Below are 20143 nucleotides of genomic sequence, written 5' to 3'. Positions count from 1 at the left end.
GGTTGGGGTGGGGGTGTCTCGGCGTCGGGATTGGGAAGGATATCCCGCCGTGGCGAGAGCCCTCACCCGCCGCGCTCTGCGAGCGCGTCGGCCTCTCCCGCAAGCGGGAGAGGCGGAGCAGCCCGCGGACAATCCTCGTGAAATCCATATGCGATAGCCCTGCCGCAAGCGGGGAGAGGGAGAAGAATCTAAAACATCCCGCTCGCCGCGAGCGCCTTGCAGACGTGCTGCATCTCGGCCTCGTCGGCGACCATGTCGAGCATGATCGTGCTCAAGCCCTTCGCCGCGAAATCCTTCAGCCTCGCGCCGATCTCGGCGTAGCTGCCGACGAGGTAGGGGCAGTCCGCCTGGAAGGTCAGGAACGGCAAGAGCCAGTAGCCGTTGTCCTGAAGCTCGCCGCCCTCACCGTCATAGAGATGCCGCTTCCAAACGGAGTCGGTGTTCTCCATCGTGAGCGCCAGCAGCTCGCGATCGTCACGATTGTCGCGGAAGCGGCTCTTCGCCGCCTGCCGTGCAGCGTCGCGGCTCTCGCGGGCAAAGATGCCGAAATTCATTCCGGGCGCATTGAGGCCGCGATCGAGATCGGGCGGCAGCATCTGCATCTTGATGCAGCCGGTTTCCTCCGCCACGCGCTGCGCCGGCTCCGACTGGCCCGCGATCAGGAATTCCGGCATCAGCTCGGCCGGCAGGCGCGGCCGCAGCTGCAGGCTGCTTGCGCGATAGAACCGGCCCTCGAAATCGAGCGGCCGCGGGCTCGACAGCAGCTGACGCACAAGCGCGACGAATTCGCCGAGCCGGACGTAGCGGTCGGCATGCGACTGGTCGTCGCCCAGTCCCTGCAAGTCGCTGACCGCGGTCCCCGTGATCATGTTGAGATAGATCTTGCGGCCGTAGAGCTGCGCGAAAGACGAGACGAACTTCGCCGTCGTGAACGGATGCATGTAGACGGGGTTGACGGCGATCAGCGGCGAGCTCTGCGTCGTCCCTGCCATGATGTGCTGTGCCATCGCCCAGGGCTCGACGAACACGTCGTTGCCTTCGAACAGCAGGATGCCTTCAAAACCGTTGCGGTCGGCAAATTGCGCGACCCGCATCAATTCGCCGACGTATTTTTTGGGGTCGCGGTTGCGCGAAATCGCGGGAAAGACGCGAAGCCGCGAGGGCATCATTCAGCCGCTTGCTGGAGAGGCCAGGCATGACGGCTGATGGGAAGGCCGCCGGCCGCACGCGAGCCGTCTGCGATCGCGAGGCGATGCGAGGGCGACGGCGAGCATAACTGGAAGCGCCAGCCCCGGGGATCGTCAGCGATATCGGGTTTGAAGCTGATCCCGATCGCCTCCTGCGATACCTGCATCGCGAACGCGTCGAGTGGAAGGTTGAGCCCAAAGCCCCGGGCCTTCAAATAGGCCTCCTTGAGCGTCCAGTAGTCGAAGAATCGCTCGATCGCGGCCGGCTCCGGCAGTCCGCGCAGCGTTTCGATCTCCTCCGGCGCAAAGAACCGAAGCGCGGTGGACAGCGGGGCCACCCGCCGCGACACGGTTTCGACGTCGACGCCGACCGCCTCGTGCCTGGATACGACGCAGGCGACGCAGCCGTCGGCGTGGGTCAGGCTGAAATGCAGTGCGGTCGAGGTCGCAGGCGCTGCGACAAAGGGCCGCCCGTAGCGGCCGGTGGCGAACGACCAGTCGGCGGGTGCGATGTCCGGCGCAGCCTGCGAGAGCGCGAGGCGCAGCAAGGCGTGTGCGAAGATATATTGCCGCCGATGCCGCTCGAACATGAAAAGTTCGGCCCGCACCCGTTCCTCGATCGAGAGCAAGCGCCGGCACGCATCGACCACGCCGGGCGTGTCGATGCTCTCGATCAGCCCGACAAACAGTTCAATCCCGTCGTCTGCCATCAATAAGGCCCATGACGTCAGGCAGAGGCCCACCCCCCGGCTCTGACGAAAGAAATCAACTGAGCAAGAATCAACTGCGCGGACCAATTCTAGCGGTCCACCCGAGGCAGATTCGTGTCAATTGCTGGACGGTTTACGGACGCAAGCTTGTGCGAGCTCCCCAGCTCGACAGGCGCACGGCCGTTCTCCGAAGATTCGTGCGGCGTCCCGGCCGACTAGTCTTACTTTTTCTTCTTGGCCTTCTTCTTCCCGCCGAGCATGGCCATGCTGGCATCGACGTCCTTCAGCGCAGACTGAAGCTTCTTCTTCTCGGCGGCGAGCAGCTTCTGCAGGGCCTTGCGGTCCTTGTCGCTCAACGAGGTGCCCTTGGTAAATTTGATGAAACCCATAACAAACTCCCCCGGTTGAAAATAATCGTCCAAATCAAAACGCAAGAATAATCTTGCGCGGCGAACGCCAAATAATCAAGATGCAACTTGTTCATTCACAGCTCTGGCGAGTGAACCAGTATTCGCCCGGTGCGAATTCAGGCTGCTCCAGCCGCCCTGCGATCGAGCAATCGCCCGAGCAACGTATTGGGCTGGGCGACCGCTGCCGCCAGCAGCGTGACGAGGTCCTCCATCCATTCGCCGACCAGGCGACCGTCGAGCAGCTCGTGCTTGTAGTTGCACGAACCGGTAATTCCGGCCGGGCGCTCCTTGAGCATCAGCGACAGCCAGGTCTGGTCGATCGGCAGCACCGGCTGGCCCTCGCGCGCGAGATTTCCGATGGACCGCAAGGCGATGTCGGGCAGGTCGAGCGGCCGGCGCAGCGGATTTTGCAGCGTGAAATAGACCTGGAGCAGCGGAGCCGGATCGATCCCCTCTTGCTCCAGATGGTCCGCCAGGACGTTGAACGGCAGCTCTTGCCGCGCGTGTGCCTCAAGCACGCTCTGGCGCACTCTGGCCAAGGCCTGCGCGAACGATAGGTCCTGCGTGATTTGGGTGCGGACGATCACCGTGTTCTCGAACGGGCCGACGATGCGGTCGGTGTCCGGCTGGCTGCGATTGGCCATGGCGGTGGCGACTGAAATGTCAGTGCGACCGGTTCGCGCCAGCAGCAGAGTCTTCAGACCGGTGAGAAGGCACATGAATAGCGTGCCATTGTGCTGGCCGGCGAATGCCGTCAGCCGCGCGATCAGCTCGCGCTCAAGGCTGACCGGATGATGCCCGGTGGACGCGCTTGCGCTTGATTCGCCGTCGAAGACGGGGGGCGCGCCGCGCAGGGTCTCCGTCCATTCGGCCGCCTGCCGGCGAGCCGCCTCAGTGCCGCACCACCAGCGCTGCCAGCGCGCGACGTCTGAAAACGCCAGCGGCAGCTTTGGCAGCGGCACCGATGGATATCCGGCCAGCGCAGCATAGCGGTTGGACAATTCCTCGAACATCACGCCGATCGACCAGCCGTCGGCTATCGCGTGGTGCAGCGTCAGCAGCAGCACGTGGTAGTCATCGTGGAGCCGCAACAGCCGGGCGCGCAACAGCGGCGCGCGCGTGGTGTCGATCGGGGTGTAGGTCTCCCGCTCGGTCAGGAGCTTGATCTTCCTGAGTTCGAGGGCCCTGCGCCGCTTGTTGTTGTGGGGGTGACCGTCGCCGATGGTCTCGACGGTCAGCACCCGGCGGAGCGTGCCCGGTGCGGCGATACGGGTGGTAGGCTCCTCGCCGTCCCACCCGAAACTGGTTCGCAGCGATTCGTGGCGGCGCACGACATCCTCGATCGCCTGCGCCAGGGCAGCCTCGTCGAGCGGCCCCTCAAGACGGAAAGCGAAAGGCAGGTTGAACAGCGGGAGGCCTGCCAGGTTCTGCTCGATTCGCAGCATCTGGTCCTGCGCGATCGAGAGCGTGGGCGGACCGCCTTCGGCCAGCCGGGCGGCACTTGCCTGTGGCGTGTGCGGCTTCGCTGCGACGGCCTCATCGACCCGCCGGGCAAGCTGTTCGATCGTCGGTGCCTCGAAGATGGTCTTGATCGGTAGCGATACGCCAAGTGCGCGAGCGACGCGCGCCATCACCTGACCCGCCAGCAGAGAATGGCCGCCGAGCTCGAAGAAATTGTCGGTGACGCCGAGATTTTCGACCTTCAGCAGGTCGATCCAGATGTCGGACAGGACCTTTTCAGTGAAGCGGCGTGCCGGCACGGCGGCATCTGCCGCATAGGTTTCCTGTTGCGCGGGCGCCAGCAGTGCCGACCTGTCGATCTTGCCATGGGCATTGAGCGGCATCTGCTCCAGGAACAGGAATGCGGACGGGATCGCATGGCCTGGCAGCCGGCTCTTGAGGAAATCGCGCAGCTCGCTGGCGTTGATCTGGCCACCCGCCTTGGGGACGATATGGGCGATCAGCCTGACATCGCCGCTCGTCTCGCGGCGCGGCTCGACGATGCCGGCGCGCACGGCAGGATGGCCGGCAAGCGCGTTCTCGATCTCCTTGAGCTCGATGCGGTAGCCGCGAACCTTGACCTGGTGGTCGGCGCGCCCGAGGCACTCGATGGTCCCGTCGGCGCGGCGGCAGGCGAGATCACCGGTCCGATACAGCCGGCGACCTGCCTGGCGCGCGAACGGATCGGGCAGGAAGCGCTGCCGGCTTTGCGCGGGATCGTTGATATAGCCGCGGCCGACGCCAGCGCCGGCGATACAGAGCTCGCCGACCACACCGACCGGCAGCGGCTCCAGGTTCGAATCGAGCACGTAGAGCTGGGTGTTAGGGAGCGCCGCGCCGACGGGGACATTGGCGGTCGCCGCCGCCGGCGCCTTGGTCAGCCGATGCAGGGAGACGTCGTCGGAACATTCCGATGCGCCATAGGCGTTGATCAGCGGCACTTTTGGAAAGCGGACGAACCAGGCGCGGCAGAGGTCGACGGGCAGCGGCTCGCCGGTCGAGATCAGGAGGCGCAGCCCCGCAAAGGCGCGCTGGATGGCCGCCTCGTCGATGCGTTCGAGGATCACACGCAATAGCGAGGGAACGATCTCGAGCACCGTGATGCCCTCGCGTTCGATCTCCCCCGCGAGCAGCGCGGGGTCTTGGACGATTGTGTTGCCACAGACATGGACGCGCGCGCCGACCATCGGGCCGGCGAGGAACTGCCAGACCGAGATCACGAAACTCTGCGGCGCGGTCTGCGCGATCACGTCCCTGGCCGAGAGGCGGAGCTCGGAAATGAGCGAGGCCAGATGGTTCGACAGGCCGCGCTGCTCGATCATGACGCCCTTCGGCGCGCCGGACGAGCCGGAGGTATAGATCAGATAGGCAAGGCTCGGGGCCGCGCGCCGTGCAGCATGCGCCGGTTTGGTCGATCCGAGCGCGATGGCGTCTTCGAGCTCCGCCACCTGGATACGTGTGACAAGAGGCTCGAGCAGCGCTTCGACCATGGCGGACTGCGCGCGTCCGGTCAGCAGCATGCGGGCGCAGCTCGAGCCGAGGATGGTCGCGAGCCGCGCCGGCAGCTGGGCCGGATCGAGATTCAGAAAGGCCGCGCCCACCCGCTGGATCGCGATCATTGCGGCGAGCAGGTCGGGTCCGCGATCCGCAAGCAAGACGACCACCGTCTCGGCGCCGACGCCCTCGCGCGCAAGCCAGCGCGCGATCGCCTGACTGCGACGGGCCAGTTCGCGATAGCTCAGGCAGGCGCGTCCGTCCGACACCGCCACGGCGTTCGGCGTCCGCTTGGCCTGGCGGTCGAAGCGTTCGCTTAAATTGCCGCGCATGGTGAAATTGGCGCGAACGCCATGGCCCACAGTCAGCAGCTGCCGGCGTTCGGCCGCGGTCAGGAGTGGCAGGCGCGAGATGCGCTGCTCCGGATTGGCGATGACGGCCTTCAGCAGCGTCTTGAACTGAGCGGCCATGTCCTCGATCGTCGCTGCGTCGAACAAATCGGCGGCGTATTCGAAGAAGCCGGTGAAACGGCCGTCGGCCTCGACCAGCTCGAGCGTGATGTCGAAACGTGCGACCTTTGGGTCGATTTCCAGCCGACGCGCCGACAGGCCGGGGAAGCGCGCGGCCTCGATCGACGCGTTCTGGAGGATGAACATGATCCGGAACAGCGGATTGCCGTCGCTCCGGCGCGCGACCTGCAACGCGCGCAGCACTTCCTCGATCGGGAGATCCTGGTTGCGGTAGGCATCGAGCGTGACCTGGCGGACCCGCCGCAACAACTCGCCGAAGGTCGGGTCGCCACCAAAATCGTTGCGCAGGATCAGCGTGTTGGCGAACAGCCCGATCAGGCGCTCGCTCTCGATCTGGTTGCGGTTCGCGATCAGCGAGCCGGTCGCCACGTCCTCATGTCCAGTGTGCCGGAACAGGAGGCACTGGAACACCGCGAGCAGCGTCATGAACGGCGTGACGCCCTGATCCTGGCTCAGCGATCTCAGATCGGTTGAGAGGGACTTCGTAAATTCGAGATAATGACGGGCGCCGCGGCCGCTCCAGACCTCCGGCCTCGTGCGGTCGGTCCGCAGTGGCAGTGTCGTCATTCCGTTGAGTTGTGTCCGCCAGTAATCGAGCTGCTCCTTGGCCGCCGGCGTCTGCGCCCAGCCCTGCTGCCACAAGGCAAAGTCGCGGTACTGGAAGGACGGTGCTGGCAGTGCCGCCGCTCCGTGCTTGCGCGCGCTGGCATAATGGGCGGCAAGCTCCTCCCAGAACAGCCGTTGCGACCAGCCGTCGGTGACGAGGTGATGAACGTTGACCACCAGCGCATGGCTGTTCCTGTCAAACGAGAGCAGCGAGACCTTCAGGGGCGGCTCTCGCGCCAAATCGAACGGGTATTGCGCAAGCTCGAGCGCCTTGCGCCGGATCACCGCTGCCCGCTTGTCCGCTGGGCAAGGCTTGAGCTTGATCCGCTCGAATCGCGCTGCGGATCGACGCACCCGCTGCACCGGCTCGCCGTGGCGTTCGACGAAGGCCGAGCGCAGCACGTCGTGACGTTCGCAGATTGCTGCGAGGCTCGCTTCAAGCGCGGCGGCGTCGACCTGGCCCCTGAGCATGGCGACTTCGACGACATTATAATTGTAGCGCGTCGGATCGAGCCGCGAGAGCACATACATCCGCTGCTGCTGGAACGACAGCGGCGCGTCTGCTTCCGCGGCTGCAGCCTGGTGCCAGGCCGGCAACATCGTTTCACGATGGGCCGCGGCGGTCTCGATCCGGGCTGCGAGCGCGGCCACCGTGGCGCAGTCGAAAATGTCCTCGAACGAGAAGTCGACGTTGAAGCGCTCGCGCAGGCGCGAGCGCATTTGCGTCACCGCGAGCGAGTCTGCGCCGAGCGCAAAGACGTCCTGCTCGACGCCAACCTGCGGCAACTCCAGCAGATTGGCCCAGATGTCCGCGAGCTGGGTCTCCAGCGCGCTACGCGGCAAGTGTGCCTCGTCGTCGTCCCTGGGCGTCGCGATCAGCTCGGCCAGCGCGTTGCGCTTGACCTTGCCGCTCGCGCCCTTGGGCAGCGCGGCCACGCTGCGGATCAGGCTCGGCACCTTGTAGGCCGCGAGCCGCTTTCGCGCGAACTGCCGCAACTGGTCCGAGCCCGCCTCAGAATTCGGCCGCAGCACCACGACGGCGGCGACGTTCTCGCCGAGCTTGTGGTGCGGGATGGCGAACACGCCGGCCTCCAGCACCGCCGGATGGCTGAGCAGGACCTCTTCCACCTCCAGGGGCGAGATCTTCTGCCCGCCGCGGTTGATGACGTCCTTTATGCGACCGACGATGAAGAGATAGCCGTCGGTATCGAGGTAGCCGAGATCGCCGGTCCGGAACCAGCCGTTGCGGAAGGCGATCTCTGTTGCCGCATCGTCATTATAGTAGCCTCGGCTCATGTTCGGCCCGCGCAGCACGATTTCGCCATGCTGGCCAGCCGCGAGCGCGCGGCCTGCTTCGTCCATGATCGCAATCTCGGGGCCTGCGGGCAGGCCGACCGATCCGACCTTGCGCAGTTCGAACGGATTGGCTGCGATCTGCGAGGCCGCTTCCGTCATGCCGTAGGTCTCGAGCACGGGAACGCCGAACGTCGCTTCCAGCCCTTCGAGGATCGCGGGCGCCAGCGAGGACGAGGCCGAGCGGATCACGCGCAGCGACGATGACCGGACGCGGTCCGGGTCGGCTTCCGCCGCCGTCAGCAGCACGCGATGAATGGTCGGCACCGCCGTGTACCAGGTCGGCTGCAACTCCCGCATCCAGCCGAAGAAGGACGCCGCGTCGAAACCATTGGTGCAGATCACGCTCGAGCCCGCGGCGAGCGCGGTCAGAAGCCCGGAGATCAGGCCATGGGCGTGAAACAGCGGCAACACGTTGAGCAGGCGATCGCGGGACGTGAGCGACAGCACGCGGCCGGCATTGGTGGCCGACAGGCAAACGTTACGATGCGTCAGCGGCACCATTTTCGGCCGCGCGGCCGTGCCTGATGTCAAGAGAATGAACGCGTCGTCCTCGCCGCCCGAGACGCCGCTGGCATTCGCGGGTCCGATCGTTGGGCCAAGGAATTCGCAGCCGCCGAGATCGTTGTTCGGACCCGGCACGAAATCGATCACCGCGAGATCAAGCATCTTGGCGACGTCGCGACTCGCCGAATTCATATCGGACAGGGTGACCAGCGCGCTCAGCTTCAATTCGCTGAAATAGCGTTGCTGCTCGTCCGCCGTCAGGTCGGGATTGACGGGAACGCAGGCGCAGGTCGACGCGACCGCGATCAGCGCCAGCGCACTGTCGGCCCGGCGCGGCAGCGCAACGGCGATGCGATCCGCAGGACCGATCCCGAGCCCGCGCAGGGTGCGGATCAGATGCCTGGTCCTGCCACCGAGCGCGCCGTAGTTGAGCGGCGGCCGGCTAGGGGCGAGGAGGGCGGGCGCCGCTGGCGTCTTTCGTGCGTAGAAATCGAGGAGGCCGCCGATATGGGCAAAGATCCCCGTTTCGGCGCTCGCATTTGCCGATCCGTCCTGCGACGGGGCTATGAGTTCCGACAAGTCCATTCCCTTTTGATCTGATTGGGCTATTCTTCCAAGAACTTAGGGAATGCGTCCAGTCCGAGGTGAAGTTTGGCCCCCAAAATCTGTGGTTGAGGGGCCTCAGAGCCCTTCGACGGAGTGATGGTCGGGCGGAAATCACCATGCTGGAGACAGAACCGGGGACGGAAGGCGCGTTGAAGCGCTGGCTCGAAGGCGTTGGTCTTGGCCAATACAACGACCTGTTCGTGCAGCACCGTCTCGATCTCGACGTCGTGGCAGACCTGACCGAGGCCGATCTCGCCGAACTCGGAGTGCCGCTTGGCGATCGCAAGCGGCTCCAGCGGGCGATGTCAGCGCTGTTCCAGGCCGAGACGGCGCAAGCGCCGCTCGAGCCGGCCCGCCCGCAAGCCCGGGCGGAGGTCGGCGCCGAGCGGCGTCAGCTCACCACCATGTTCTGTGACATGGTGGATTCCACCTCGCTCTCGGTGCAGTTCGATCCGGAAGACGTGCGCGACATGATCGCGAGCTTCCGCGAAACCTGCGTCGGCGTGGTGAAGCATTATGAAGGCTTTGCCGCCCGTTTCGTCGGCGACGGCATTTTGGTCTATTTCGGTTATCCGACCGCGCATGAGGACGATGCCGAGCGCGCGGTGCGCGCCGGGCTCGAGATCGTCCGGGTGCTGTCGACCGCGCGCGCGGTCGAGCCGCGCGGCGCGCTCAGCCATGCACCCGCCGTCCGCATCGGGATCGCGACCGGGCTCGTCGTGGTCGGCGACCTCGTGGGGCAGGGCACCGAGGAGCGCGACTCCGCAGTGGGCGAGACCGTCAACCTCGCCGCGCGCTTGCAAGGCCTGGCGCCGCCCAACGGCGTCGTGATTTCGTCTTCGACGCAATCGCTGTTGAGGGGCAAGTTCGACTACCGCAATCTCGGCGTCCACGCGCTGAAGGGCATCTCGGAGAAGGCGCAGGCCTGGCATGTGGTGCGCGCCTCGCGGGTGGAGACCCGCTTTGCCGCCGCGGCGGGCACGCGGCTGACGCCGCTCGTCAACCGCGAAGAAGAGATCGCGCTACTGATGGGACGCTGGCAGCAGGTCAGGGGCGGCAACGGTCAGGTCGTGGTCAAATTCGGCGAGCCCGGCATCGGCAAGTCGCGCATCATCCAGGAAATCTTCGAGCGGATCGCGGGTGACCGGCACGGCCAGGTCTCGTTCCAGTGCTCGCCCTACCACACCTCCACGGCATTCTATCCGTTCGCCGAGCAGCTCAAATTCTCCCTCGGCCTCGACCGTGAGGAAGTGTCCGCGGTGGCGCTGACCAGCCTGGAGACCGCGATCGCCGCCGCCCATGGCGACATCGAGCAGGTCACGCCGCTGTTTGCCGCACTGTTGTCGATCCCGACCGGAGATCGCTATCCGCCGCTCGACATGTCGCCGCAGCAGCAGAAGGATGCGACGGTCTCGGCACTGGTCAATCATTTCCTCGGCCTCGCGCGCGAGATGCCGCTGGTGATCGCTTTCGAGGACCTGCACTGGATCGATCCGACCTCCCGCGAGGTCATCGATCTCCTCGTCGACAAGGTGCAGAACCGGCCGATCCTCGTCATCATCACCGCGCGCTCTGAGTTTCAGCCGAGCTGGAACGCGCATTCTCATATCACCACGCTGGTGCTGAACCGCCTGAGCCGGCAGTTGCGTACGACGATGGTCGAGCGCGTCGCCGGCAGAGAGCTTCCCAAGGAGGTCGTCGAGGAGATCATCGTCAAGACCGACGGGGTGCCGCTGTTCCTGGAGGAGCTGACCAAGACGGTTCTGGAATCCAACCTCCTGACCGAGCGGCATGGGCGCTACGTGCTGTCGGGTCCGTGGCGGCAGCTCGCGATCCCGGCGACCTTGACGGACTCGCTGATGGCACGGCTAGACCGGATGGGCCCGTTCAAGCGGATCGCTCAGATCGGCGCCACCATCGGCCGCGAGTTCTCCTACGAGACGCTGCACGCGGTTGCCAACACACCGCCGGAGCAGATCGAGGCGGCGCTCAACCATCTGGAGACGGCCGGACTGATCATGCGCCGCGGTCATCCGCCGGACGCGCTCTATTCCTTCAAGCACGTGATGATCCAGAATGCCGCGCATGCCAGCCTGCTGCACAGCGAGCGGCGCAAGCTGCATTCCCGGATCGCCCAGGTGCTCGCCGAGATGTATCCGGAGAAGACCGAGCGCGAGCCGGAAATGCTCGCCCACCATCTGACCGAGTCGGGCCAGAGCGAGGGCGCTGCCAGCTTCTGGCTCAAGGCCGGCAAGCAGGCGGCCAAGAGCGGCGCCAATCTGGAAGCGATCGGCCATCTGCGGCGCGGCTTGGGCGTCGTGCAGGCCAATGCGCGCATGCAGGGCGCCGACGAGATGGAGCTCGAGCTGCGCATCGCGCTCGGCAATGCGCTGATCGCCGCCAAGGGTTATGCCGTGCAGGAGGTCGAGGAGAATTATATCCGCGCGCTTGAGCTCGGGCAGCAGCTCGACGACGAGGAGAAGGCCTTCGCCGCCACGCGCGGACTCTGGGTGTGTCATTTCATCCGCGCCGACCTGACGCGCGCGCACGATCTCAGCGTCGAGCTGTTGAAGTTCGCCAAGCGCGAGCGGCTGAACGAGCGTGCGCAGCCGGCGCAGCAGACCGGCTATCTGATCGAAGCGCACCGCGCCATCGCGATGACCATGCTTTATCGCGGCCGCTTTGCCGCCTCGCAGCATCATTTGCACCGCTGCATCAACCTCTACAGCCCAGATCTGCACTCCGACCTGATGGAGCGGCACGGCACCGATCCAGGCGTCGTCTCGCTGTCCTATCTCGGCTACCTCCTGTGGTTTCTCGGCCGGCCGGATGCGGCGCGCCAGCACAGCGAGCAGGCGATCGCGAACGCCGAGAAGATCCGCCATCCCTTCACGCTCGCCTTCGCGCTGGTGTTCGGCGCCTATCTTTGCCAGCATTTGCGCGATGTCGAGGGCACGCGCGACCACGCCAACCGCGCCATGATCATCGCCAGCGAGCATAATTTCCTGCACTGGAAGCAGCAGGCTGCGATCCTGCGCGGCTGGGCGCTGGCTCAGCTCGGCGAGGCCGACGAAGGCCTCAGCCAGATGCGCTTTGGTCTCGACGAATACGAGGCGATGGATTCCTGGCTGGCCGGCTGCTGGTTCCGCTGTCTGCTCGCGGAGGCCTATGCCAAGGTCGGGATGCGCGATGCCGCCTTGCGAGCGCTCGACGGCGCGCTCGCAACCGCGAGGCGGACCGGCGATCACTCCTACCTCGCCGAGGTCTACCGCCTGCAAGGCGAGATCACGCTATCGGACGGCGATCCGGCCTCGATGCAGGAGGCGGAAGACTTGTTCGGCCTCTCGCTGGAGACCGCCCGCAAGCAGGGCGCGCTGTCCTGGGAGCTGCGAACCGCCGTCAGCCTTGCGCGGCTGTCGCGCGACACCGGCAAGCGCGAGCATGCGAGCCTCCTGCTCGGGCCGATCGTCGCCAAGTTCAGCGAGGGCTTCTACACGCCGGACCTGAAGCAGGCGATGCAGCTGATCAACGAGATCGGCGCCGACGTGCCCATTCGTCAACGGCCCGATCCGGTGAGATGAGCGATCTTGTTGCCGCGCGTGCGCGTTATGTGGAGCTGGTCGCGAAACGCGAGGGGATATCCTCGCCGCGCCTGCTCGAAGCGCTCGCCGCCGTCCCGCGCGAGGATTTTCTGGCACGCGGGCCTTGGCGCATCAAGAGCGGGGCGGCGCGCAGCTATCGGCTGACGCCCGACGCCGATCCCGTTCATCTCTACGACAATGTGCTGGTCGCCATCGACGCACGCCGCAAGCTCGATACGGGATTGCCGAGCCTGTGGGCGCATTTCATCGACGTGCTCGACATCCGCGAAAAGGACCGCGTGGTCCAGATCGGCTGCGGGCTTGGGTATTTCTCGGCAGTGCTGTCGAAGATGGTCGGCCCGAAGGGGCTGGTGCTCGCGGTCGAATGCGATCAGCGTCTGGCATATCGTGCTGCGAGTTACCTTCGCCCCTATCGAAATGTCGAGGTGGTTCATGGCGACGGATGCGCAGCGATTGAGCCGCCGGCAGACGTGATCATCGTGCATGCCGGCTTCTCGCATCCGCATCCATGCTGGCTGCAGTCGCTCCGTCCGCGCGGCCGTCTCCTGGTGCCGCTGACGCAGCGGGACCGCGAAGGCGCCGTCATCAAGATCACGCGCAACGCCAAGGGCTTCGAGGCCGAGGCAGTGCAGCAGATCCGGATCTTTCCCGGCCAGGGCCGCGGCACGACTGCGCTTGACGACCGTGTCGCCGACTGGTGGCAGCGGGCGTCAGCCCTGGCACCACTGCGCTTCCGCGGCATCGAGCAGGGGTTGCCGGCGGATGGCTAATGCTTCGTTTCATTTTACCTTGATTGCGAATGCAAGTTTCCAACGCGTCCCGGTCGGGCTATGACTGCGGCTTGATGGCCATTTGAGCGCGCTTATGCATTCCGTTGCACTGCTGACCGCTAGCTACGCCAAGGATATCGAGCGCTTTTCGCTGCTCAGCGAGAGCATCGACACCTGGCTGACGGGATACACGCGGCATTATGTTCTCGTTAACGATGAGGACGTGCCCCTGTTCGAGCGGTTCCGCTCCGACAAGCGCGTCGTCGTTCCCGCCTCGCGCTATTTGCCGAAATGGCTCTGGGCCTTGCCGCCGGCGCTCCAGTTCAGCAATCGGCGCGTCTGGCTGTCCCTTCTGTCGTCGCCGGTCCATGGCTGGCATATCCAGCAGATCCTGAAAATCGCGGGTGTCCTCAATGCGCCCGAGCAGCGCGTCTGCATCCTGGATTCGGACAATCTGTTCTTCCGCGAATTCGACGTCGGCCAATATGCCGGGGCCGAGAAGACGCCGCTGTTCTTCACGCCGCGCGCCATCAGCGCCGACGCACCGCTGCACGGCCTCTGGCTGCGCACGGTCGACCAATTGCTCGGCATCAAGGACCGCGCTTTTCCAGCGGACGACTATGTCGGCAACGCGCTGGTCTGGGACAAGGACACTGCGCGTGCGATGACCGACACTATCAAGTCGGCGACGGGCGTGAACTGGGTTCTGGCGCTGTGCCGGAAGAAGAAGTTTTCGGAGTATCTGCTCTACGGCCACTTCGTCGCCAATTCGCCGAACCATCTGGCGGCCCATCGGGTGACGGAAGACAGCATCGCCGTCTCGCACTGGGAGGACACCCGCCTCGACCGCGCGGCGATCGAGGCGTTGATGCGTGCCGCCTCGCCCGAGCAGGTTGCGCTCTGCATCCAGTCCTATTCGTCGACCTCGATCGACGACATTCGGGACGTGTTTCGCCTGAACTCACGCGACCGGCGCGCTCCGAGCCTGTCGCCCGAGCATTTGGGCGATGCGGTCGAATTCGAGGTGCCGAAGACGCGCTAGCTCCAGACCGCTGCCTCAGACGTCCTTCGTGAACTTGCTGATGACGTCCAGGAAGGGCTTTGGCTTGAACTCGCCATCGAGCGGCAAGGGGCGGTTCGGCTGCTTGTCCTTGCGGGCAAACGTGCCGTTGATCCAGCTATAGCGATCCGAGAGGCCCCAGGTCAGGATCGAACGCACCGGGCCGCTGGTCGAGATCGCGCTCAAGAGGTCGTCGACGCGCTTGGCGACGATGGCGTCGCGCTCCGCCGGATTGCCCGTCAGCTTCTGGTCGTCGACGTCGAGCTCGGTGACGAGAACCTCGAGTCCCCACGACCTCAGCTCGGTGGCGAATTCGGCCAGCCCATGCGTGTCGATCTCGAGCTCGGCATGCAGATGTGATTGCAGCCCCACGGCGTGAAGCGGAACGCCCTGGTCGAGCAGGTCCATGATGAGATTGCGGTAAGCGGCGCGCTTGGCGATGAAGGAATCTTTGGCCGACTCGATGTCGTATTCGTTGATCGCGAGCTTCACGAAGGGATCTGCGGCAGCCGCGGTGCGGAACGCCAGTGGAATCCAGCGATCGCCGAGGTGCTGCGTCCAGAACGTGTCGCGCCGGTCTTTTACGTTGCGCGGATTGTCCGGGATCGGCTCGTTGACGACGTCCCACGACGTCAGCTTGTCCCTGTAGTAGGAGACGACGGTACCGATGTGGTCGACGAACGCACGCTCGACGCCTTTCGTGTCCTTGATCTGCTTGGTCCAGTCCGGAATGTCGTGATACCAGGCGAGCGCGTGGCCGCGCATCGTCAAATCGTTCTGCCGGGCAAAATCCAGGATCGCATCCGCGCGCTCGAAGGCGAAGGTGTGTGCGTCCGGCCGCAGCATCGGCCATTTCAGCTCGAGTACCGGCACGATTTGGGTGCAATAGGTGCTGATCGCTTCGCCGAGCCGCGGATCGGCTTGCAGATCCCAGAGCGTGGCCGCGGCGCCAAAGCCCGGGCGGCGCTGGGCAAATTTTGACGCCGGCGCTGCGGACGCCGATGCGCCCGCCGCAAGCATCGCGGCGCTGCCGAGGAGAAATTCGCGTCTGTCGAGCTTGGTCACCTGCTGGTCACCTGGCTGCACGCGTTTCAGCGCGCGTGCCGCTGCATCGCAGCTTCGGCGATCTCGTAATAATGAAGCGCGCACTTCTCGAGCGTCAGATTGTCCATCACATAGTCGCGAGGCGCAAAGTCGCCGGCGACGGCGTGCGACCAGAAGTCACTCCAGCCGGACACGAAGCCATCTGCATCGCTGAAGGTCATGCCGCAGCGTGCGTCGAAATAGGGCACCGACGACACGCCGCCTTCGTATCTCACCTTGTGCGGAAAATACTCCGGATCCCGCCACGGCCCGCCGCGATCCCAGGCAAACACGGGGACGTCGCTCGACAACGCCTGCTGGCAGGCGATGCCCTGGCTCTCATGCTCGCAGAGAAAGATCATGCTGCGGCAGCGCGCCAGCGCCGCCTTGTAGTCGTCCTCCTTGTAGTGGCCGTAGCGGATCACCTCGACCGTGCGGCTGTCCGCTTCGAGATGCCTGCGGATCGGGTCGATCAGCTCGGTCTCGTAGCGATCGTGCTCCCAGCGCACCTTGTCGTAGAGCAGCACGTCGACGCTTTTCTGCTCGGCGGGCGCGGGCGTCCACAGGTCGGTCTCGATGCCGACCGGCCAGGCCTCGACATTCGGCCAATACGGCCGGAACATATCGGCGTACCAGCTGCAGGGCACCAGGACAGCCTTCGTTTGCAGGTCCTTGAGACGCCCCGCTGCCTGCACCGGATGGTCGTACATGGCGACGCCGAGCAGGAGCGGGTTCTTCCACGCGAACCAGTCGAGCACGAACGGCCGCCCGATGATGCAGGCGAGCTCCTCCGGGTGCTTGCGGATATAGCGGTAATCGTTCACCCGATAGCGAACACCGATCCTGTCGAGGCCGGCACAGAGATTGAGGAGGACGCGCCGCTGGCCGCTGATCCACGGCTTGCCGAGCAGCCTCCGCCGCAGCAGCGGCCGGATGTGGCGGTCGCCCGGAAACCAGCGGTCGTCCTGCTCCTCGAAGAACAGGTTGAGCACCATCCGTTCGCGCTCGGTCGCGGGGGCCGCTGGAACCAGGGGGGCATTGGCCCCGCCGTGCAGCAGGGAGGCCGGGGTCACCCGTGTACGTTCGGCAACGTCCATGTCAGTCACGTCCACGCATTACAGAAGGCCGGGCGGCGTCCTTGAAATCATAGTTTCTTTTCGGTCGTTGCGGCGCCCCGTTCAAGAACAGGGCAAATTTAACGCTAACGCGCGAAACCAGCCGGGCCCGCTCCATTCGGGAGCCGATTTGCAGACTTATGTGGCTATTCTTGGTGGATGCTGCGGCGCAGTCCGATCGCCACGCCAAGGTCCAACTGATTAACGGCCACCCAATCGCAAGGCTCAATCGCAAGGCTCAATCGCAAGGCTCAATCCCAAGGTTCGATCCCAAGGCCGCCGGTCCGATGCTCGCATGCTGAATCGCCATTTCTCGATCTACCTCGTGGCCTACATCCTGCCTGCAGCGGTGGGCTTCTTCGCCGTCACCGCCTACACACGGCTGCTGACGCCGGCGGAGTACGGCGTCTACGTCATCGGCATCAGCCTTGCCGGCATCCTGGGCGCGATCTTCTTCGCCTGGATCAAACTGTCGGTGTCACGCTATCAGGCGATGTCGGCGGAGGTGGATTTTCGCGGCACGGCGATGGTCGCCTTCGTCCTCACCGCGGCGGCCCTCTGCGCCGCGACCCCCCTGGTCGTCCTGTTCCGCAGCGACGTCAGCGTCGAGCTGCTGCTCGCCAGCATGTTCGTTGCGATCATGGCGAATGCGGTCGATGTCGGACAGGAGTTCGAGCGCGCCAAATTGCGGCCCTACCGGTTCGCCGCCATTTCGATCGTGCGCAGCGTGTCGAGCGTCGGCTTCGGCCTGCTCGGCATCTGGCTCGGCTGGGGCGGCATCGGCCTGCTCGCGGCGTTTGGTCTGGGCTCGCTGACGGGCATCATCCTGAACCTTGCCGGAGATCGCACCAGGATCGCACGTTTTCAACGCAGCCAGTTCATGCAGCTGGCGCGTTACGGATTGCCTCTGACGCTGGCTGGTCTCTCCGTCGCGTTGTACTCGACGTGCGATCGGCTCATCGTCGCCTGGCTGCTCGGCAAGGATGCCGCCGGCATCTTTGGCGTGGCGGCGGATCTGCCGCGCCAGTTCATGGTCATGATCGCCTCCAGCGTCGCCGCGGCGACCGTGCCGCTGGTGTTCCGGACATTGTCTGAAAAGAATGACGCGGTGACGCGGGAGCGGCTGACCGAGAGCCTCGAACTGCTGCTCGTCGTCGTCGCGCCCGTTGCCGTCTGGCTTGCGCTCGCGGCGGATCAGGTCGCAGGCACGCTCGTCGGCGTCGATTTCCGCGCCGGCGTGTCGGCGCTGCTGCCGACCCTGGTGCTCGCCCGCTTCTTCGGCATCGCCAACCAGTTCTACGTGCAGATCAGCTTTCAGCTTGCCGAGCGGCCCTTCATGCTGGCGGCGCAGTCGTTCCTCACGCTGGTCCTGAGCGTGGCACTGATGCTCACGCTGGTCGCAGGCTACGGCATCTACGGTGCGGCGCTGGCGACGCTCGCGACCGAGGCGATCGGCCTCCTCGTCGCCGTCGTGCTGATGCACCGCGCCCATCCCGTGCCGTTCGACCTCAACCGGCTCGCCGGCATTGCCGCCTCCGCCGCCGCGATGGCGGCTGCAATCCTCGTTGCACGATCGCAAGCGAGCGGCACCGGCCTCGTCCCACTCATCATCGTCAGCCTCGCCGGTGGGCTGGCCTATGCCGCCGCCGCGTGGCTGCTCAACGTCGCGAATGTGCGGACATTGTCGCTGCGCTTCCTGCGAACCTTCAATCGGAAGGCGCTGGGCGTTTAGCAGGCCCGCTGGGCGCTGCCCCACTAACTGACATCAGGGGGGCCTCCGCAATCCGGACATTCTGCCGCAGCGAGAGGCCACCAGCCTCAGACCAGCCCCGGCCGCGAGCCGCCCTTCCGCCTGCGCGCGCCGTCGTATATGAGAGGCTTGTCGCCGGAACGGGCCGAATATCGCCACACAGGGAACGTAAGGCGGCTGTGATTTCTTAATCCAGAAATCGCAATCTGATACGTGACCGACACAAGCGCGGACTGGCATTTCGACCGAGGATGGCATGAAAGACCGATTGACGACGGCGCAATCCACCGTGGCGATGCGGCGTTGGGGGCCTCCCGGAATTCTGACATTGGCGGCAATGGTCGCCTTTGCAGCACTGACGCCGGCCGCCGCGGCGAAGCAGGCGCGCCAGCCTGTCGAGGCGGTGGCCCCGCGCGAGGCTGGCGAACCGATCATGGCGATCGTCTCGATCAAGAGCCAGCAGGTCACCTTCTACGACGCCGACGGCTGGATCCTGCGCGCGCCGGTGTCGACCGGCACGACAGGGCGCGAGACGCCGGCGGGCGTCTTCGCCGTCATCGAGAAGGACAAGGACCACCACTCGACCATGTATGACGATGCCTGGATGCCGAACATGCAGCGCATCACCTGGAACGGCATCGCGCTGCATGGCGGGCCGCTGCCCGGTTATGCCGCCTCACATGGCTGCGTACGGATGCCCTTTGGGTTCGCGGAGGGTCTGTTCGACAAGACGCAGATCGGGATGCGGGTGATCATCTCGCCCGAGAACGCGGCCCCGGTCGATTTCTCTCATCCCGCGCTGTTCATGCCGAAGCGGGAGGCCATTGCGGCGGCGCCGAACCGTATCGGCAAGCTATCCGCCGAGGCCGAGGAGGCGACCCGCGCTGCCGACGAGGCCAAGAAGGCTGCGGCGGCGACAGCGAAAGAGGCCGCCTCGCTTCCCGCTTCGCTGCGCAAGCTGGAACAGCAAAAGGTCCGCGCCGACGCCGAGCTCGCCTTCGCCGACAAGTCGCGGACGGCCGCAAAGACCGACCAGGCCATGGCGAAGGCTGATGAGCTCAGGCAGAAGGCGGCCGCCAAGGCGGCGGATGCAGCGACGCAGCTCGATGCCGCCAGGGCCGCCGCGCAGTCGAAGCGCGACGCCGTCGCTGCCACCAAGGATGCTGCGAAGACGGCGGCAGCCAAGAAGGCCGACGCGGTCAAGGCGGCGACCGACGCAAAACTCGCGCTCGAGCCGGTTTCGGTCTACATCAGCCGCGCGACGCAGAAGCTTTACGTGCGGCGGAACACGCACAAGCCGGCGCCGGACGGCGGCGGCGAAGTGTTCGATACCAGCATCGAGGTTCCGATCGCGATCCGCAATCCCGACCAGCCGCTCGGCACGCATATCTTCACGGCGATGGCGAAGAACGATACAGGCTTGCGCTGGAGCGTGGTCACCATCGAAAACGGCGACGACGCCAAGAACGCGCTCGACCGGATCACCATCCCGCAGGAGGTGCTCGATCGGATCGCGCCGACCGCATTGCCGCGATCGTCGATCATCATTTCGGACGAGCCGCTCAGCAGCGAGACCAATTATCGCACCGAGTTCGTCGCGGTGCTGAGCAACCAGCCCCAGGGCGGCTTCATCACGCGCAAGCCGACCGCGCCGATGGCCATTGCCAGCGATGACAGCTGGGACAATGGCGGCAATGGCTTCGGCTTCTTCTTCCAGCAGCGCGATCCGTATCCGCAGCCGGTTAATCCGCGCCGGCGCGGCCAGTACCAATACTATCAACCGGCGCAGCCGATGCCGCGGAGCTTCTGGTAGGACACCGACCGCCGCCCTTCAGCCACATGGCCGTCTGGGAGCCGGGA

At 65.4% G+C, this 20143-nt stretch carries 11 protein-coding genes; 5 read left to right on the top strand and 6 right to left on the bottom strand.

The features are described from left to right. Positions 1 to 188: 188 nt before the first annotated feature. The 4 genes from FXV83_RS13445 to FXV83_RS13435 form a co-directional block, all read right to left on the bottom strand. On the bottom strand, positions 189 to 1169 hold the full coding sequence (locus FXV83_RS13445; RefSeq protein ID WP_148739657.1) for an LLM class flavin-dependent oxidoreductase: 981 nt from the start codon (positions 1167 to 1169) through the stop codon (positions 189 to 191). Then, complete coding sequence (locus FXV83_RS13440) at positions 1166 to 1897, bottom strand: 4'-phosphopantetheinyl transferase family protein (RefSeq protein WP_148739656.1); 732 nt, start codon at positions 1895 to 1897, stop codon at positions 1166 to 1168. Before FXV83_RS13440 ends, FXV83_RS13445 begins: the two co-directional genes overlap by 4 nt. A 221-nt stretch (positions 1898 to 2118) precedes the next feature. After that, positions 2119 to 2286 carry a hypothetical protein gene (locus FXV83_RS42625; RefSeq protein WP_187435872.1) on the bottom strand — a complete coding sequence of 56 codons (168 nt, stop codon included), beginning with the start codon at positions 2284 to 2286 and terminating at the stop codon, positions 2119 to 2121. A 137-nt stretch (positions 2287 to 2423) separates the two neighbouring features. Then, complete coding sequence (locus tag FXV83_RS13435; RefSeq protein ID WP_430648936.1) at positions 2424 to 8876, bottom strand: amino acid adenylation domain-containing protein; 6453 nt, start codon at positions 8874 to 8876, stop codon at positions 2424 to 2426. Positions 8877 to 9019: 143 nt separating this feature from the next. Here FXV83_RS13435 and FXV83_RS13430 point away from each other — a divergent pair, with 143 nt between their 5' ends. From FXV83_RS13430 to FXV83_RS13420, 3 genes are all read left to right on the top strand, one after another. Beyond that, positions 9020 to 12484 (top strand): ATP-binding protein, encoded by a 3465-nt coding sequence (locus FXV83_RS13430; RefSeq protein ID WP_148739654.1) that lies wholly within the window; start codon positions 9020 to 9022, stop codon positions 12482 to 12484. Beyond that, entirely contained in the window at positions 12481 to 13275 is a 795-nt protein-coding gene (locus tag FXV83_RS13425) for a protein-L-isoaspartate O-methyltransferase family protein (protein ID WP_148739653.1), read from the top strand. The genes FXV83_RS13430 and FXV83_RS13425 overlap by 4 nt, the downstream gene beginning before the upstream one ends. A 94-nt stretch (positions 13276 to 13369) precedes the next feature. Further along, a complete protein-coding gene (locus FXV83_RS13420; protein ID WP_148739652.1) occupies positions 13370 to 14317 on the top strand; it encodes a DUF6492 family protein in 948 nt (315 codons plus the stop codon). A gap of 15 nt (positions 14318 to 14332) precedes the next feature. Here FXV83_RS13420 and FXV83_RS13415 read toward each other — a convergent pair whose 3' ends face one another. Together FXV83_RS13415 and FXV83_RS13410 are read right to left on the bottom strand one after the other, a co-directional pair. After that, positions 14333 to 15400, bottom strand: a complete 1068-nt coding sequence (locus FXV83_RS13415) for an endo-1,4-beta-xylanase (RefSeq protein WP_148739651.1) — start codon at positions 15398 to 15400, stop codon at positions 14333 to 14335. A gap of 26 nt (positions 15401 to 15426) precedes the next feature. Then, the gene (locus FXV83_RS13410) at positions 15427 to 16515 is read right to left on the bottom strand and encodes a glycosyltransferase (protein ID WP_148739650.1); all 1089 of its coding nucleotides are present in this window, start codon (positions 16513 to 16515) and stop codon (positions 15427 to 15429) included. Between the two features lie 313 nt (positions 16516 to 16828). Between FXV83_RS13410 and FXV83_RS13405 the strand changes: the two genes are divergently transcribed. Together FXV83_RS13405 and FXV83_RS13400 are read left to right on the top strand one after the other, a co-directional pair. Further along, positions 16829 to 18265, top strand: coding sequence for a lipopolysaccharide biosynthesis protein (locus tag FXV83_RS13405; protein ID WP_148739649.1), 1437 nt, complete (start codon positions 16829 to 16831; stop codon positions 18263 to 18265). A 274-nt stretch (positions 18266 to 18539) separates the two neighbouring features. Further along, on the top strand, positions 18540 to 20096 hold the full coding sequence (locus tag FXV83_RS13400; RefSeq protein ID WP_148739648.1) for a L,D-transpeptidase: 1557 nt from the start codon (positions 18540 to 18542) through the stop codon (positions 20094 to 20096). The last annotated feature ends 47 nt before the right edge of the window (positions 20097 to 20143 follow it).

The sequence above is a fragment of the Bradyrhizobium hipponense genome, assembly GCF_008123965.1.
GTDB lineage: Bacteria > Pseudomonadota > Alphaproteobacteria > Rhizobiales > Xanthobacteraceae > Bradyrhizobium > Bradyrhizobium hipponense.
The sequence above is the reverse complement of the archived record's forward strand: the minus strand, read 5'-3'. Positions and strand labels throughout refer to the sequence as shown.